Source organism: Sphingobium sp. V4 (genome assembly GCF_029590555.1).
GTDB lineage: Bacteria > Pseudomonadota > Alphaproteobacteria > Sphingomonadales > Sphingomonadaceae > Sphingobium.
In genome coordinates, this window is record NZ_CP081002.1 from 1,065,652 (window position 1) to 1,082,014 (window position 16,363).

Annotated in this window: 12 protein-coding genes; 10 read left to right on the plus strand and 2 right to left on the minus strand. The window is 63.2% G+C overall.

The genetic code is table 11. The features are described 5' to 3' along the window. Positions 1-48: 48 nt before the first annotated feature. Positions 49-2,766 carry a TonB-dependent receptor gene (locus tag K3M67_RS20620; protein WP_285833247.1) on the minus strand — a complete coding sequence of 906 codons (2,718 nt, stop codon included), beginning with the start codon at positions 2,764-2,766 and terminating at the stop codon, positions 49-51. A gap of 315 nt (positions 2,767-3,081) precedes the next feature. Between K3M67_RS20620 and K3M67_RS20625 the strand changes: the two genes are divergently transcribed. From K3M67_RS20625 to K3M67_RS20640, 4 genes are read left to right on the plus strand one after another with little or no spacing between them, the layout of a single operon-like run. Further along, the gene (locus tag K3M67_RS20625) at positions 3,082-3,717 is read left to right on the plus strand and encodes an RNA polymerase sigma factor (protein WP_285833248.1); all 636 of its coding nucleotides are present in this window, start codon (positions 3,082-3,084) and stop codon (positions 3,715-3,717) included. After that, positions 3,641-4,642 carry a FecR family protein gene (locus tag K3M67_RS20630; protein ID WP_285833249.1) on the plus strand — a complete coding sequence of 334 codons (1,002 nt, stop codon included), beginning with the start codon at positions 3,641-3,643 and terminating at the stop codon, positions 4,640-4,642. The genes K3M67_RS20625 and K3M67_RS20630 overlap by 77 nt, the downstream gene beginning before the upstream one ends. 32 nt (positions 4,643-4,674) lie before the next feature. Beyond that, a complete protein-coding gene (locus K3M67_RS20635; RefSeq protein ID WP_285833250.1) occupies positions 4,675-5,976 on the plus strand; it encodes an MFS transporter in 1,302 nt (433 codons plus the stop codon). A 19-nt stretch (positions 5,977-5,995) separates the two neighbouring features. Next, positions 5,996-7,504, plus strand: coding sequence for a CRTAC1 family protein (locus tag K3M67_RS20640; RefSeq protein WP_285833251.1), 1,509 nt, complete (start codon positions 5,996-5,998; stop codon positions 7,502-7,504). Positions 7,505-7,799: 295 nt separating this feature from the next. Here K3M67_RS20640 and K3M67_RS20645 read toward each other — a convergent pair whose 3' ends face one another. Then, complete coding sequence (locus tag K3M67_RS20645) at positions 7,800-8,198, minus strand: MerR family transcriptional regulator (RefSeq protein ID WP_285833252.1); 399 nt, start codon at positions 8,196-8,198, stop codon at positions 7,800-7,802. Between the two features lie 71 nt (positions 8,199-8,269). Between K3M67_RS20645 and K3M67_RS20650 the strand changes: the two genes are divergently transcribed. The 6 genes from K3M67_RS20650 to K3M67_RS20675 are packed head-to-tail and all read left to right on the plus strand — an operon-like array spanning position 8,270 to position 15,854. Beyond that, entirely contained in the window at positions 8,270-8,911 is a 642-nt protein-coding gene (locus K3M67_RS20650) for a cation efflux transmembrane domain-containing protein (protein ID WP_285833253.1), read from the plus strand. Positions 8,912-8,921: 10 nt separating this feature from the next. After that, positions 8,922-9,254 carry a hypothetical protein gene (locus K3M67_RS20655; protein WP_285833254.1) on the plus strand — a complete coding sequence of 111 codons (333 nt, stop codon included), beginning with the start codon at positions 8,922-8,924 and terminating at the stop codon, positions 9,252-9,254. 57 nt (positions 9,255-9,311) lie between these two features. Next, complete coding sequence (locus K3M67_RS20660; RefSeq protein WP_285833255.1) at positions 9,312-10,583, plus strand: TolC family protein; 1,272 nt, start codon at positions 9,312-9,314, stop codon at positions 10,581-10,583. Beyond that, positions 10,583-11,722, plus strand: a complete 1,140-nt coding sequence (locus tag K3M67_RS20665; RefSeq protein ID WP_285833753.1) for an efflux RND transporter periplasmic adaptor subunit — start codon at positions 10,583-10,585, stop codon at positions 11,720-11,722. The genes K3M67_RS20660 and K3M67_RS20665 overlap by 1 nt, the downstream gene beginning before the upstream one ends. 3 nt (positions 11,723-11,725) lie before the next feature. Then, on the plus strand, positions 11,726-14,950 hold the full coding sequence (locus K3M67_RS20670) for an efflux RND transporter permease subunit (protein ID WP_285833256.1): 3,225 nt from the start codon (positions 11,726-11,728) through the stop codon (positions 14,948-14,950). Then, entirely contained in the window at positions 14,940-15,854 is a 915-nt protein-coding gene (locus K3M67_RS20675; protein ID WP_285833257.1) for a cation diffusion facilitator family transporter, read from the plus strand. The genes K3M67_RS20670 and K3M67_RS20675 overlap by 11 nt, the downstream gene beginning before the upstream one ends. Positions 15,855-16,363: the final 509 nt, after the last annotated feature.

The following is a 16,363-nucleotide window of genomic DNA, read 5'->3' on the forward strand; positions in this document are numbered from 1 at the left end:
CAGAAAATGCGCCGCCCCATGCGGAGCGGCGCCTTGGTCGGTGATGGATCAGAAGCTCAGGCCGACGCGACCATAATAGAAGCCGCCGGTGAACCCGATCGGCGAGGTGCCGGCATAGAGCCCCTGGCCCAGCGTGGCGCTGACGTCGCTGGCCCGGTTCTTGTCGGGATAGACGTTGAAGATATTGTTCGCGCCGACCGCGATATTGACCAGCGGCGTGACCTGCCAGCTTGCCTCCAGGTCGGTGATCCACTTGGCACCATAGCTGCGATCATTCGGGTAGGTGGTGACGCCATTGCTGGTGACGCCGTTCTGATAGGATTTGAAGCCGCCGAAGCGCGTCAGGCGCGACGACAGGGTGAAGTCGCCCATGGTGGCGAGGTTGCTGATCGACAGTTTGGTGCGCGGCAGGTTGTTGGTCATGTTGCTGCGGCGCGCGCGATCGAACAGAACATAGTCGCTGCCCAGCGCGGCCAGTTCGGGCGGATTGTCGATGATGTGGGTGACCTTGGTCTTGTTGTAGTTGAAGCCCAGATTCCACTGCATGTTCACCGTGTCGAACAGGCCATGCTTGTAGGATGCGACGACATCGATGCCGCGGGTGCGGGTGTCGATCGCGTTGGTATAATATTGCGCCGTCAACGTCCGCGCTTCCGCTTCGGGTACGCCGCTGGCGATCAGGATGTTGGAGATCGCCGTGCCGGTCAGCGTGCTGGTGATGGTGATGCGATCATCCACGTCGATCTGATAGGCGTCGATCGTCAGGTTGAAATTGGGCAGTGGGGTCAGCACCACGCCGGCCGAGATGTTGAACGATGTTTCGGGCTGGAGCGGTTTGGCCCCCAGCGCGATCGCGGCCGGATCGTCGACGCCCAGCGTCTTGATCTGCAGCAACTGGTTGGGAGCGCCGTTGACGGTGCGGAACTGGTTGGTCGTCTGGGTATAGATTTGCTGGGCGACGGCGGGCGCGCGGAAGCCGGTATTGGCGGCCGCACGGAAGGCGATCCAGTCGGTCGCCGCATAGCGCCCATTGACCTTCCAGATCAGCGTGTTGCCGCTGCCATCGTCGTAATGTTCAAACCGTGCGGCGGCGCCGATCGTGATGTCCTTGTTGGGATCCCACGCCACGTCCGCATACAGTGAATAATTGTCGCGGGACATATAGGCCGCATCTTCCGGCTGGAAGCCGGCCGAGCTTTGCGCACCCGGCGTCATGCCCGACACGATCGCCGGGCCGACGGCATAGCTCGCCTCATCCCCGGCAAAGGTCTGGTAGCGTTCATGGCGCTGCTGGGCGCCCGCCGATACCTGCAGGTTGCCGCCACCCACATCATAGCCGCGGGTCACGTCGAGCGAGGTGACGAACTCCGAGGATTTGAGCGTGCCGATGTAGAATTCGGTGGGGCTGAGCGTGCCGAGCGAGGGATTGAGCGTGCCTTCCGACGACTGGCGGGCGCGATTGCGGCCATAGCCGGTGGAAAAGTCCCAGTCCCAGCCCGCGACTTCGCCCTTCGCGCCGACGGTGAGTTCGAAATCCTCCTCGTCGATCATGATATGGGGGCGATAGCCGTTGGGGTAGATGCCCATCACATTGTTGATGTCCTTGGGGTAACGATAGCTGTACCAAAGGTCCGACCGCCGCTGGCTGTAGGTGCCGAAGGCGTAGAGTTCGACGCCGCCCAGATCATATCCGGCATTGAGCGCAGTGTTGATGCTGCGCGAGGGCATGACGCCATAGCTGGTGGTGACGATGCGTTCGGTGCCGACCGCGGCTGCGTCGCGCGGGTCGAGCTGTCCGTTCACCAGCGGATAGAGGCAGGTGGTGGTGGCCGTGACCGAACAGTCGGCGAGCGGCAGCGCCCGGTTCGACATTTCCTGCTTCTTGAGGTTGAGCGAGAGGTTGGCGAAACCGTTCTCGCCCAGCTTCATACCGAAATTGAGGTCGGCCTGATAGAGTTCACCGTCGGACCGGTCGAAATTCTGGCCTGCGGTGAAATTGGCGGAGCCGCCGCTGCTGTCATCCTTCAGGATGATGTTGATCACGCCGGCGATGGCGTCCGACCCATATTGGGCGGCGGCACCGTCGCGCAGCACTTCGATATGATCGACCGCGGCGGTCGGGATCATGTCCAGATCGGCCGGGACCGAGCCGTTGTATAGCGTCGACACCGCGTTGATGAGCGAGGTCTTGTGGCGGCGCTTGCCGTTGACCAGGATCAGCGCCTGGTCAGGGTTGAGACCACGCAGGCCGCCGGTCGCGATGACGGTGGAGGTGGCGCCGCCAGCGCGCACCGGCAGGTTGAAGGAGGGCACCAGCGTGTTGAGCGCCTGGAACACGCCCGCCTTGCCGGTGCGGGTCAGGTCCGCACCCGAAATGACGTCGATCGGCGTCGGGCTGTCGGTCACGGTGCGTGCCTGGCCGCGTGACCCGGTCACGACGATTGCAGGGCCGGGGACTTCCTCGGCCGCTGCGGTGCGGGCCTGCGGCGCGGCGCTGGCCTGCATCGCGAAGGGAAGGGCGGTGACGCCTAGGCTCGCGACTTCGACCGCGCGACTCTTGTGCGCCTGCGCGCTCAGCGACAGGGCGATGACATTGTTGTTCGACAGCGTGATTTTCAGCCCCGATCCGGCGATCAGCCGCTGCAGCGCGACATCGGGCGCCATCTTGCCGTTAACCGACTGGGCATGCAGGCCGGCGACCTGGTCATAGGGGAAGAGAAGCTGGATGCCAGACTGTTTGGCGAAGAGCGTCAGCGCCGTCTGCATCGACTGGGCCGGAATCTTGAACTTCGCCGGCTCCGCGGCTGCCGCCGATTGAGTGCTGAGGGCAACAACTGTTGCGACCGCGCACAGAGAAACGTTCCGAAAATTACGCGACATCATATCCCCCGTGAAATGATTGGGCTGCGAAATTATTTGCCCTTCAGTGGTGGATACGGAGGCAGATCGCGTTTCTGCTAACGACGCTTAAAAATATCTCATTTTTGTCACGAGGGGGCCTTCGCTATCGGTCTGGCACTGCCTCGACGCAGCACCTTATCGGGCGCGCGGGAGAGGAGAATGATAAGCACAGGGGGACGAGTGGCTGTGGACGTGGACTCGATCAGGGCAAGGCTGGATTGGTTCAAACAGGCCATCCTGCCCCATGAGGGCGCTTTGCGCTCCCGTCTGCGCCGGGTGGTTTCCCACCGCCAGGATGTGGATGACATCGTCGCCGAATGCATGACCCGCGCCTATGCGAACGGCGACATTCACCGCGCACACAGCGGCAAGGCCTTCCTGTTCCAGATCGCGCGCAACTTGCTGATCGACGAGGCCCGGCGCGAGAAGATCGTGTCGCTTGAGCTGGTGGCCGAACTCGACGTGCTCCAGACCGATAATTCGACCGAGGAAGCGCTGCACGCGCGCGATGAGCTGCGCCATCTCCAGGCCATTCTCGACACGCTGCCTGCGCAATGCCGACGGGCCTTCATCCTGCGCCGTGTCCATGAGAAATCGGTCAAGGAGATAGCAGAGGAGATGGAGCTATCCGTCTTTACAGTGGACAAGCATTTGACGCGCGCGGCTGTGAAGATAATGCAAGCCATCGGACAGTTTGAGGGTTCTGGATTTGGTTGGTCGCTACACAGGCGCGGAAGACATGCAGGCGATCGAGGCCGAAGCGGCTCGTCTGTATCTCAAGGCGCGGGCGAGCGATGCCCCCGAAGACTGGAATGACGCCTATGCCTGGGTGGCGCTGAACCCTGCCCATGGCTTCGCCTTTGCCAAGGCGGAGGCCGGCTGGGAGCTGACCGAGCGGCTCAATGAACTGCCCGTCAGCCAGCAGGTCGAGCCTGTTGTGCCCGCAAGCGCGCTGCCCGACGATCCCGCCCCGGTAGAACCGGTTGCCGAAATCCGGCCGCGCATGATCGGCCGGCGTGGCCTGTTCATCGGCCTGGCGACCGCTGCGGCCACGGTCGGCGTCGCGTCCACCGTCGCGCTGCGCCTGCTTGGCACGGTCGATCATTATCGCACGGCCTTGGGCGAAACCCGCACGGTGCAGCTTGCCGACGGCTCCCGCATCCATCTCAACACCAACAGCTCGGTCGAGGTCGCGCTGCGCGACGACATCAGGTCGATCACCCTGCTGAAGGGGGAAGCGCAGTTCGACGTTGCCCATGACGCCAAACGCCCCTTCATCGTCAATGCCGACGGGACGTTGGTGCGCGCCGTGGGCACGATGTTCAACGTCCGCCTGCGCGCCGACGTCACCGAACTGACCGTGATCGAGGGGATCGTGGCCGTCCGCAACGGCGACTCCGCCGTCCGCCGGATCGAAAGCGGACGCAGCGCTGCCGTGCGCAGCGGCAGCATCGCCGTCACCCATCTGGAACCGGCCAAGATCAGGCAGCGCACCGCCTGGCAGGCGGGCATGGTCGAGTTTGAGGGCGACACGCTCGCCCAGGCGGTCGAGGAGTTCAACCGCTATCGCCCCACGCCCCTGGTGATCGGCGATCCTGCGATCGCCAGCCTCCGGGTCGGCGGCGCCTTCCGCCTCGACCGGTCGCAGGATTTCGTCGACGCGCTCGAAAGCGGCTTTGGCATCCGCGCCGTTCCGGGTAGCGACAATTCGATAATTTTGGTCTCTGCCGAAGGTAGTTAGCAGAACGCACCGGGCCGTCCGTATCAATGGGGATGGAACATGTTTCGTCTCTCTCACCGGCCAGCCTTTCTCGTCAGGATCGCCTGAAATCCATCCTTGGCGGATCGATCGGCAATCTGATCGAATGGTATGACTGGTATATCTATTCCGCCTTCACCCTCTATTTCGCGCCGGTCTTCTTCCCCTCGGACGACAGCACCGCCCAGCTGCTGAATGCGGCGGCGATCTTCGCCGTCGGCTTCCTGATGCGGCCGATCGGCGCCTGGGCGATGGGCATCTATGCCGACCGCAAGGGGCGCAAGGCAGGCCTCACCCTGTCCGTCATGATGATGGCCGGCGGATCGCTGATGATCGCCGCCATCCCCGGCTATGCCAGCATCGGCGTCGCCGCGCCGGTCCTGCTGCTGCTCGCGCGCCTGCTGCAGGGCCTGTCGATCGGCGGCGAATATGGCGCCAGCGCCACCTATCTGTCGGAAATGGCGCAGAGCAACCAGCGCGGCTTCTTCTCCAGCTTCCAATATGTGACACTGATCGCAGGCCAGCTACTGGCGCTCTGCGTGCTGTTGTTGCTGCAGCTGTTCCTCACCGAACATCAGCTGGAAAGCTGGGGCTGGCGCGTGCCGTTCGTGATCGGCGGGGTGATGGCCGTGGGCGTCTATCGCCTGCGCCGCGGCCTCAAGGAAACCGAAGCCTTCGAGGAAAGCGCGGCGGTCAGGGAACAGCCCCGCTCCAGCGGCGTCAACCTCATCCGCCGCCATCCGCGCGAAGTGCTGCTGGTCATGGCGCTGACTGCCGGCGGCACGCTCGCCTTCTATGCCTACAGCACTTACATGCAGAAATTCCTGGTCAACAGCGCTGGCTTCGGCCGCCAGACCGCAACCGCGATCATGGCGTCGGCGCTGTTCATCTATATGCTTTTGCAGCCCATGGCCGGCTGGCTGTCCGATCGCATCGGTCGCAAGCCGCTGCTGATCGGCTTCGGCGTCAGCGGCGTCCTGTTCACCACCGCGATCTTCACGGCGCTGGAGCGCGTCACCTCCTCCTTCGGCGCCTTCCTGCTGGTCCTGGGCGGCCTGGTGATCGTCACCGGCTACACCTCGATCAACGCGATCGTGAAGGCGGAACTGTTCCCGGCCAATATCCGCGCATTGGGCGTCGCGCTTCCCTATGCGCTGGCCAATACCTTGTTCGGGGGCACCGCTGAATATGCCGCGCTCTGGATGAAGCACGCCGGGATGGAAGGCGGCTTCTACTGGTACGTCACCGCCATGATCGCGGTGTCGCTGATCGTCTATCTGCGCATGCCCGACACGCGCAAAACCAGCCAAATCTGACAGAAAGAGGGGAATCTCCATGCTATCGCTGAACCGGACGCTTTGCCATATCCTGCCGCTGATGCTGCTGTGCCAGCCGGCAACGGCGCAGGATGCGGCCCCGCCCGCCGAGCCGCCCTTCACCTCCATACAGCCGGGGGATTTCGCCATCGCCGGATCCTTGTCCAACAGTTGGGCGGACTTCAACAATGATGGCGAACTCGATCTCGTTGTCTCGCTCAAGGGCGGCGACATCCGCCTCTATCGGAACGACAACGGCACCTTTGTCAATGTCGGGCCGCAACTTGGCCTGCCAAGCTCCGGCCCGGAAATGCGCGGCGTCGCTTGGGGCGATTATGACGGCGACGGCTGGATCGACCTGCTGGGCGGGGCGACCATGCCGGGCGAACTGAGCCTGGTGTTCCGCAATGAAGGCGGCAAGAAGTTTACCAATGTCGCGCCGGAACTGGGGCTGACCATCCCCAACCGCTCCGCACGTCAGACTAGCTGGGTCGACTATGACAATGACGGCGACCTCGACGTCTATGCCGCCAATCGCATCGGCCCCAACAGCCTCTATCGCAACGACAAGGGCAAGTTCGTGCAGGTCTCGGCCGGCACTGGCGTGTCGGACAGCCGGCCGACCGTGGGCGCCTGCTGGTTCGACTATGATCGCGACGGCTTTCTGGACCTGTTCCTGGCCAATCAGTCAGGCGCGGCCGATGCGCTATGGCGCAACAACGGCGACGGCAGCTTCACCGATGTCGCGCCCAAACTGGGCCTCGACAATCCGGGCCGTTCCAAGGAGGAGGGCGGGGTCGGCTGCGCCGTTGGCGACTATGACAATGACGGCAATCTCGACCTGTTCGTGCCCAACTATGGCGTGAATGCGCTCTACCATAATGATGGCGACGGTACCTTCACCAACGTCGCCAAGGAAATGGGTGTCGGCATCGACAATCACGCCGTCGGTGCGGTGTGGGGCGATTATGACAATGACGGCTATCTCGACCTCTATGTCACCTCCTATCATGGCCCGCGCGACCAGCAGCAGCCAAAGGACAGCCTCTTTCATAATGAAGGGGCCAAGGGGTTTCGCCAGGTTCTGATCGAGACGTCGAAGCTCAACGTCGGCGACCATGGCGTGCAATGGGTCGATTATGACCGGGACGGTGCGCTCGATTTGTCGGTGATGCGTGGCTATACCAGCCAGGGCGGCCATTTCCTGTTCCACAATGATCTGGACCGCGTAGCGGCCAGGCGCAGCCTGTCGGTCACTCTGCTCGATGCGAAGGGGCGTTTCACCCGCATGGGTGCGGAAGTGCGCCTCTATGACAAGGCCGGCAAGATATTGGCCACGCGGCAGCTCTCGACCGGCGATGGCTATAATTCGGAAAATGCGGCGCCCCTGCATTTCGGCCTGAAAACCATGGACGCGGTAAAGGTTGAAGTCAGCTGGATGAGCGCCATTGGGCGCAAGATCCAAAGCTTGTCCAATGTAAAGCCATCACTTTATGCGGGGCGATCGCTCGTGATCAAGGAGCAGTGAACTCGGTTGATTATGAAGGGCGATGTCCATGCTGACATCGCCCATTTCCCAAACGAACAAACAGGGCGAAGCAGACTGTCCGGAATCCGTGGTGTCCAAATCGTTCTTGAGTGACTGAACAGGGTCGGTTTCGCCGGGTCGCAACGCCTTGGGTTGGGACGAAGCTGCCGTTCGCGGCTTGCCGCCTGAAAGACTGCTTTTGGTAAGAGCAGACGTTGCGATACAGCAACGGATGTAATCATGGCCGGACTGACGCTAAATAGCAGTTGCCCCGGCAGTATGAGCCTCAGCGCCGCTACTCGTGCTGGAATGCTTCCAGTATTTGGCAGTCAGCCACGGTGCCGCCACGGCACGAAGCGATCATTGACGACAGCTGCTGACGCAACGAGGTCAGATCCGCGATCTTTCGATCCACCTCTGCGAGGTGCTCGGTCGCAAGAGCGTCGATTTCGCAACAGTCGCGATCCTGCTGAACAGAAATGTCCAGCAGCGCCCGGACCTCCTCGAGGCTGAACCCGAGATCTCGGGTTCGTTTGATGAACCGAAGCCTGGCAACGTCCTCCGGCGCATAGGATCGATAATTCCCGCCCGTGCGCAAGGGAGGCGAGATCAGGCCGGCACGCTCGTAGTAGCGAATAGTCTCGACCTTCACGCCTGTGGCGGTCGATAGACCGCCGATTGTCACCTGGGTCACGAGAAAGTCCTTGAGTCTGTAGTTGCTACAGGGTGCATATAGCGCTCCACATCGCGAATCACGAGGTGGAGATGGTCTGCAACAGCTGCGCATCGGCAAAGCCCGATCCGAACAATGATCCGTCTTGGCGGCGCGCTCTGTGGATCGCGCTCGGCATCAACGCCGCTATGTTCGTGGCCGAGATGGTAGTAGGCGTGGCTGGCGGCTCTAAGGCGTTGCAAGCGGATGCCCTCGATTTCCTTGGCGATAGCGCGAACTACGCGATCAGCCTCGGCGTCGCCGGCATGGCGTTCGCTTGGCGTGCCCGTGCTGCCCTGCTCAAGGGCGCTACGCTTGCTGCGCTCGGGCTCTACGTGTTCGCGATCACCGTTTGGGCAATCTGGAACGGCAAAACGCCGCAGGCCGAAGTCATGGGGATCGTCGGCATTGTGGCACTCATCGCCAACGCGGGTGTAGCTGTCATGCTGTATCGCTACCGCAGCGGCGACGCGAACATGCGATCGGTCTGGATATGCTCGCGCAATGACGCGATCGGCAACATCGCGGTCGTCCTCGCCGCAGTTGGTGTGTTCGGCACCGGCACCGCATGGCCCGACCTGATTGTGGCCGGCATTATGGCGGGCATCGGCATTTCCGGGGGTACGCAAATCATCATGCAGGCGCGCAGAGAGCTGACTTCGGAAAACGTCAGTTACACAGTGGCGGCGGAGTGATAGGGGGTAGATGATGCGTAAGCTCCTCCCTTTGCTGGCGTGCCTGATGTTGGTACTGACCGGCCTCGCTGGCATAACGCACGCCGCTGAAGCGGCGGGCGGGAGCGTGCTCGGCATCGGATTGACTATCCATGCGCCAGGTGATGGCGACGAAGTTCCTGCAGACGGCGACAATGGCCTGCCGCACCATCACAACGCCTGCCATGGGCATGATGTCGGGACGCCAGCCACTGCCTGCGGCCCCAAGACTGCTGTGCTCATGGTAATGCCAGGGATCGGTCAGTTGAACGCCCCTGCGCCCAACGCGCATGGCAATGTTCTGCCGAGGCCACCCCAAACCTGACGATTTCGCTGGTCGGCACATACCGGCCTGACGCTCATCAGTCAGGAATAGATACTCATGAAGAAATTGCTCGCGGCGATGTTCGCCGCGGCGTCCTGTGCCTCTGTGGCGCAGGCGCAACAGGAGCGCATATCTGCCGATACGTCGGCACCGATATTGACGCTGGAACAGGCCGTTGCCGTCGCTGGCGGCGCGGCACCGTCAGCGGACGCAGCCAATGCCGGCATCGAGGCGGCACAGGCGAACCGGACGGTCGCCGGCCTGCGTCCTAATCCGGTGGCTCAGGCCCAGATCGAAAACGTCGCCGGCACCGGCCCCTATAGCGGCCTCAGAAGCGCCGAAACAACGATGGGTGTCGCCTTGCCCATCGAACTTGGTGGCAAACGCAGCGCCCGAGTCGCTGTCGCCAACGCCCAGCTTTCGCGAGCCGAACTGGAGGCAGCGGTCGCTGCGGCCGATGTCCGGCTTCAAGTCACCTCGCTCTATGTCGAGGCGATCTCTGCGGAACGACGGCTCGCGATGGCGCGTGACCAACTCAAAATCGCAGATGATGCTCTGCAAGCCGCAAGAGTGCGGGTGCAGGCTGGCCGAGCATCGCCGCTCGAAGAGCAAAGGGCCGAAGTCGCCAGGATCAACGCGGCGGCCAGCCTTGAGCGTGCGGCGCGACTTGCCGAAGTCGCCCGTCTCAATCTGGCGCGGCGTCTGGGACGTTCCATAAACGGCGCGCTTGACGTTGCGCTGCTCGATCGCCTCCCGGCCGCGACCTATGGCCCAACCGTCCTACCCGCAGCATCCGGCACGCTGACCCTGGCGGCAGCGGATGCGGATCTGGCGGTTGCCGATGCCGGCATCCGCCTAGCGCGCTCCAATCGCGTTCCCGACCTCAACATCGGTCCGGCGCTGCGGCGTCTGGAGGCGACCAACGACACCGCCGCAGTGTTCACCGTGTCGATACCGATCCCGCTGTTCAACAATGGCAATGCGGCAGTCGCCCAGGCAAGCGCCGAGCGGTCACGGGTGGAGGCGCGTAGGCGAATGACGGCGCTCGATGTCGAGCAGGCCATTGCCGAAGCACAAGCCGAGGCTGCCAACGCCGAAACGACTGCACGCGCCGCCGCCGGCCCGGCGCTCGCTGCGGCGCAGGAGGCCGCCCGCATCGCCCGTATCGGCTATCGCGAAGGAAAGTTTGGCCAACTCGACCTGCTCGATGCCGAACGCACCCTCGCCGACACACGTGTCGCCGCGATCGATGCGCTCGCAAACTATCAAAATGCCCGCGCGCGGCTGGAGCGACTGACCGCCCCCGCGCCTGAAGGGGGGAACCAGTGATGAAGAATATGCAGTTGGCGGGCGCACTGTCGCTCGCGCTCGTGCTTGCTGCTTGTGGCGGGGGCACTCCGACGAATGAGGCTACATCCGAACAGCCCAAGGAAGTCGGCCACGCGGATGAAGGCGTAATCACGCTGACGGCCGATCAGATAGCGACCGCTGGCGTGCAGGTCGCTGCGCCGTTGGTTGGCGGCGCCGGAACGATCGAACTGCCGGCAACGATCGACGGTGATCCGCAGGCTACGCAGGTCGTCTCAGCGGCGATTGCCGGGCGCGTGGTCGCGCTCAACCGCAATCTTGGCGAGGGCGTTTCGCGCGGCCAGACCCTCGCGGTCATTGAGAGCCGCGAGGCTGCGCAGCTCAAGGGTGAGGTCGAGGCGTCGCGCGCTCGGCTTGCTCTGGCCAATTCCAATCTGGCGCGCGAACAGCGGCTGTTCGACCAGCGCGTCTCGCCCGAGCAGGATCTGATCGCCGCGCAAACCGTGGCAACCGAAGCACGGATCGCACTTGCCCAGGCGCAGAGCCAGGTGTCGGCGGCCGGCGGCGGCGGCGGCGGTCTGAACCGCCTCGGCATCGTCGCCCCAATCTCCGGTCAGGTGATCGCGCGACCGGTCGTACTTGGCCAGACTGTTGCGGCGGATGCCGAGCTGTTCCGGGTCGCCAATCTCTCGAAGGTCTCGCTATCACTCAGCCTCAAGCCCGAGGATGCGGGGCGTATCCGGCCGGGAGCACAGGTCACGGTCAGCGCATCCGGTCGCTCGGCGGCCGCGAAGGTCAGCTTCGTTTCTCCCGCGCTCGATCCGCAGACCAGGCTGGTGCCGGCGATCGCGTCACTCGACAATGGCGGCAACCTCTGGCGTGTCGGCGAAGCCGTGACCGCCTCGGTGCAGCTTGCCGGCGACGGCGGCCCCTCCACGGTTCGCGTGCCATCGACAGCCGTACAGACGGTCGAAGGGCGAACGGTCGTGTTCGTGCGCACGGCGACGGGCTTCAAGGCAGCACCGGTCCAACTCGGCGACACCGCCGGCGAGACGGTGCTCATCCGTTCGGGGCTTTCGGGCCGTGAGCGGATCGCCACTGTCGGAAGTTTCACGCTCAAGGCCGAACTCGGCAAGAGCGAAGCAGCGCACGAGGACTAAGCCATGATTGCTCGCATCGTCACATGGGCGGTCGAGAAGCGCTGGCTCGTCCTCGCTCTCACCGCTGTCGCCGCCGTGATTGGCGCCTACTCCCTGTCCCGCCTGCCGATCGATGCAGTACCGGACATCACGAACAACCAGGTCCAGATCAACGTCCGTGCGCCCGCACTCTCGCCCGAACTGGTCGAGAAGCAGGTGTCGTTCCCGATCGAAACCGCGCTCGCCGGCATCCCCGGCCTTGAATACACCCGCTCGCTGAGCCGAAACGGCTTCGCGCAGGTGACGGCCGTCTTCACCGACGCGACCGATATCTACTTCGCCCGCCAACAGGTCGGCGAACGCCTCGAAGGCGTGAAGGAGAACCTGCCCGACGGGGTCAGTCCCGAAATGGGGCCGATCTCGACCGGGCTTGGCGAGGTCTATATGTGGACCGTTCGTCTGGAGCATCGCGCCGACGACAAGCACCGGCCTGGCGAACCCGGCCAGCAACCCGATGGAAGCTATATCACGCCAGAAGGTCAGCGGCTGACAAGCGAAGCGGACAAGGCGACCTATCTGCGCACCGCGCAGGACTGGATCGTCACGCCGCTCCTCAAGAACGTGTCCGGCGTCGCCGGCATCGACTCCATCGGTGGTTACGCAAAACAATATCTGGTTGTGCCCAACGTCCAGAAGCTGGCGTCCATTGGCCTTACACTGACCGATCTTGGCACTGCGCTCGAACGCAATAATACGAGCGTCGGCGGCGGCTTCGTCAACCGTGGCGGTGAGGGTCTCGCTGTCCGGTCCGATGCCCTGATCCGCAACGAGGCGGAGCTGGCGCGCACAGTCGTTGCGACACGAGAAGGCATACCGATTACGCTGGATCAGGTCGCGACGGTCCAGACCGGTCAGGCGATCCGAATGGGCTCTGCATCGGAGAACGGGACCGAAGTGGTCGTCGGCACAGCGGTCATGCGTATCGGCGAGAACAGCCGCACGGTGGCTACGGCAGTTGCCGACCGCCTCAGGGAGGTCAACGCCTCGCTGCCGCCAGATGTCATCATTCAACCGGTGCTCGACCGAACGGCGCTGGTGAATTCGACGATCAAGACGGTGGCCAAGAACCTCAGCGAAGGCGCGCTTCTTGTCATCGTCGTGCTTTTCCTTCTGCTAGGCAATTTCCGGGCCGCGTTGATCGCGGCGCTGGTCATTCCAATCACGATGGTTCTGACCGGGTTCGGGATGCTTCGCGCCGGCGTGTCGGCAAACCTCATGAGCCTGGGCGCGCTGGATTTCGGGCTGATCGTCGATGGTGCTGTCATCATCGTCGAGAATGCTCTGCGGCGGATCGCCGAACAGCAGCATCATGAAGGCCGTTTGCTCAGTCTCCAGGAGCGGCTCTCGAATGTCGCGAGCGCGGCGCGCGAGATGATCCGCCCCTCGGTCTATGGGCAGGCGATCATCATTCTCGTCTATGTGCCACTGCTCACCCTGACGGGCGTGGAGGGCAAGACCTTCGTGCCGATGGCGCTGACAGTCATCATCGCGCTGGCCTTCGCCTTCATCCTGTCGCTGACCTTCGTGCCGGCCATGATTGCGATCTGGCTGTCGAAGAAAGTGGAGGAGAAGGACGGCCGGATCATCTCGTGGCTGAAGCAGCGCTACGAGCCCGGTCTCGATCGGGCGATGAAAAAGCCGTCGATCACGATCGGTTCCGCGATCAGCAGCCTTGCCATCGCCGCTGCGGCATTCGTCTCGCTGGGTCAGGTGTTCCTACCACAGCTCGACGAAGGCGACGTGCTGATCCAGGCGCTTCGCATTCCGGCCACCTCGGTCCAGCAAAGCCAGGCCATGCAGGTGCCGCTTGAGCGGCTATTGTCGCGGCAGAAGGAGGTGAAGTTCGTCTTCTCCAAGACGGGCACGGCGGAACTCGCTTCCGATCCGATGCCGCCCAACGCCACCGACATGTTCGTGATCCTCAAGCCGCGCGACCAGTGGCCAGACCCGAGCCTCAGCAAGGCCGAACTGGTCGAAAGACTTGAAGCTGAGTTGGGCAGGGTTCCGGGCAATGCCTATGAGATCACGCAGCCGATCCAGATGCGGTTCAACGAGCTGATCGCGGGCGTTCGCGGAGACGTCGCGGTCAAAGTCTTCGGTGACGACTTTACGGCGATGAACCGCACGGCCGAGCAAATCGCCTCGGTGTTACGGAAGACCAAAGGCGCGACCGATGTGAAGGTCGAGCAGACGACCGGTCTTCCTATGCTCGACACCCGCGTCAATCGCGACGCGATGGCGCGACTCGGGGTCACCGCGCAGGACGTGCAGGACACCATTACCGCCACGATAGGCGGCCGGACGTCCGGCATGATCTTCGAGGGCGACCGCCGCTTCCCGGTCGTCATCCGCTTGTCCGAAGCCGAACGTGCTGATCTCGGCGCGCTTGCCCAGGTACAGGTGCCCGTAGCTGGTGGCTCCTATGTGCCTTTGTCGAGCGTGGCGACCATCGCGGTAGTCGACGGCCCCAACCAGATCAGCCGCGAAAACGGCAAGCGCCGTGTCGTCGTCCAGGCCAATGTACGTGGCCGCGACGTCGGCAGCGTCGTTGCCGACGCGCAGGCGGCGATCGCCAAGGAGGTGCGCCTGCCCGCCGGTAGCTATCTCGAATGGGGCGGGCAGTTCGAGAACCTGGCGTCAGCCAGCGAAAGGCTGAGGCTGGTCGTCCCGGCTTGCTTCGTGCTCATCCTGCTGCTGCTCTACGGGGCTCTCGGCAACGTGCGCGATGCGGCGATCGTGTTCACGGGCGTTCCGTTCGCGCTGGTCGGCGGTGTTCTGCTGTTGTTCGTGCGGGGGATGGATTTCTCGATCTCGGCAGCGGTTGGGTTCATCGCGCTGTCCGGCATCGCAGTCCTCAACGGTCTCGTCATGGTCAGTTCGATCCAGGACCTCATACGATCGGGTATGAGCCGGGCCGAGGCGGCAAGGACCGGCGCGATTCAGCGGCTGCGTCCGGTAGCGATGACGGCGCTGGTCGCGAGCCTCGGGTTCGTCCCGATGGCTTTTGCCAGCGGCGCCGGTGCCGAGGTCCAGAAGCCCTTGGCGACGGTGGTCATCGGCGGGCTGATCTCGGCAACGCTGCTGACTCTGTTCGTTCTTCCCACACTCTATGCCCGGTTCGGGCAGCGCGCTGCCGATCGAGAGGATCGTCCGGCAGGCCAATTCGAGGAGATCCGCCATGGCGCATGACCATAATGGAGCTGGCCACAGTCACGATCATACGGCCGGCGCGAACGCGAAAATGTTGGGGTGGGCGCTTGCGCTCACCTCGACCTACCTCGTCGCCGAGGTGATCGGCGGCTTCGTATTCAACAGCTTGGCGCTACTCTCCGATGCGGCGCACATGCTGACCGATGTCGCTGCCCTCGTGATTGCAATGCTCGCGATCAAGATGGGCAAGAAGGCGCCCGACGAGAAACGCACCTTCGGCTATCGACGGTTCGAGATTCTCGCGGCCGCGTTCAACGCCGTCCTCCTGTTCTTCATCGCGATCTATGTGTTCGTCGAAGCAATCAAGCGGTTCAACGAGCCTCAGGAAATCCAATCATGGGGCATGTTGGTCGTGGCCGCCATCGGTCTCGCGGTGAACCTCGTTTCGATGCGGCTGCTCATGGCCGGCAAGGACAACAGCTTCAATGTGAAGGGCGCCTACCTCGAAGTCTGGGCGGACATGATCGGCTCGGTAGGCGTGATCCTCGGTGCGCTGGCAATCAAGTTTACCGGATGGACATGGGTCGATCCGGTAGTCGCAGTGGCAATCGGGCTATGGGTGCTGCCGCGAACGTGGATTCTCCTGCGCGACACCACGAATGTGCTGCTGGAAGGCGTTCCCCGCGGCCTCGAACTCGCGCAGGTGCGAAAAGAAATCGGTAGTCTCGCGGGAGTGACGGGTCTTCATGACCTTCACATCTGGTCGACGTCCAATGATGATGTCAGTTGCACCCTCCATGTAACGTTGGGCGGCGGCGCGGATGCGGATTCAGTGCGGCAAAGCGTGAGCGCATTGCTGGAGGCGCGGTTCGAGATCCATCACACAACCATTCAGACCGAAAGCCCCGGGGAACCGTGCCATCCAGAGCAAGCGCATGAATAGCAAATCTGGTTGAACGATCGTGAATGTAAGGCGGTTCTCTGCCTCATTTCGGCTCCCCATAGCCTCCATGCGGATAGCGCTGCACAAAGAGCGAAGACGGCGCAAGGCAGCCAGCGGCGCGCTGAAAGGCAGTACAGAGACCGTCAGTGCTGATGCGCGAGCCCCGGCGCGGCCCTCAATGGCGGGGGACCGCGCGAGGTGAAAGTGCGTTGCTGCCAAACGGCTTCGCGTTGAGCGAATGGCTGGTTTCGGTGGAACCTGCCGTTCAGAGCCCAATCGACTAACGACGCATTCTGTGAAGGGTTTCGGGCGCTTGCGTACGAAAGCCTCCAGTGCAGGAACCCGCGGGCCCCATGCGCTGGTCTATGGGTAAAGCGGCTTAGGGGTGGTTTGGACGGGTAAGCGATGCCGATCCGGAAGTGTTGGTTCTGGCCGGATCAACGTGACTTTGTGCGGCGTCAGAGTGCCGACGGTGGCGGTTTTGCTGGTCGGTGTGCCCTGCGCTGGGC

What these genes read in the sequence shown, in the direction of transcription:
- K3M67_RS20670 (WP_285833256.1), top strand. Translation starts at nt 11,726, where the DNA reads ATGATTGCTCGCATCGTCACATGGGCGGTCGAGAAGCGCTGGCTCGTC.
- K3M67_RS20650 (WP_285833253.1), top strand. Translation starts at nt 8,270, where the DNA reads ATGGTCTGCAACAGCTGCGCATCGGCAAAGCCCGATCCGAACAATGAT.
- K3M67_RS20640 (WP_285833251.1), top strand. Translation starts at nt 5,996, where the DNA reads ATGCTATCGCTGAACCGGACGCTTTGCCATATCCTGCCGCTGATGCTG.
- K3M67_RS20665 (WP_285833753.1), top strand. Translation starts at nt 10,583, where the DNA reads ATGAAGAATATGCAGTTGGCGGGCGCACTGTCGCTCGCGCTCGTGCTT.
- K3M67_RS20635 (WP_285833250.1), top strand. Translation starts at nt 4,675, where the DNA reads ATGGAACATGTTTCGTCTCTCTCACCGGCCAGCCTTTCTCGTCAGGAT.
- K3M67_RS20620 (WP_285833247.1), bottom strand. Translation starts at nt 2,766, where the DNA reads ATGCAGACGGCGCTGACGCTCTTCGCCAAACAGTCTGGCATCCAGCTT.
- K3M67_RS20675 (WP_285833257.1), top strand. Translation starts at nt 14,940, where the DNA reads ATGGCGCATGACCATAATGGAGCTGGCCACAGTCACGATCATACGGCC.
- K3M67_RS20630 (WP_285833249.1), top strand. Translation starts at nt 3,641, where the DNA reads ATGCAGGCGATCGAGGCCGAAGCGGCTCGTCTGTATCTCAAGGCGCGG.
- K3M67_RS20655 (WP_285833254.1), top strand. Translation starts at nt 8,922, where the DNA reads ATGATGCGTAAGCTCCTCCCTTTGCTGGCGTGCCTGATGTTGGTACTG.
- K3M67_RS20660 (WP_285833255.1), top strand. Translation starts at nt 9,312, where the DNA reads ATGAAGAAATTGCTCGCGGCGATGTTCGCCGCGGCGTCCTGTGCCTCT.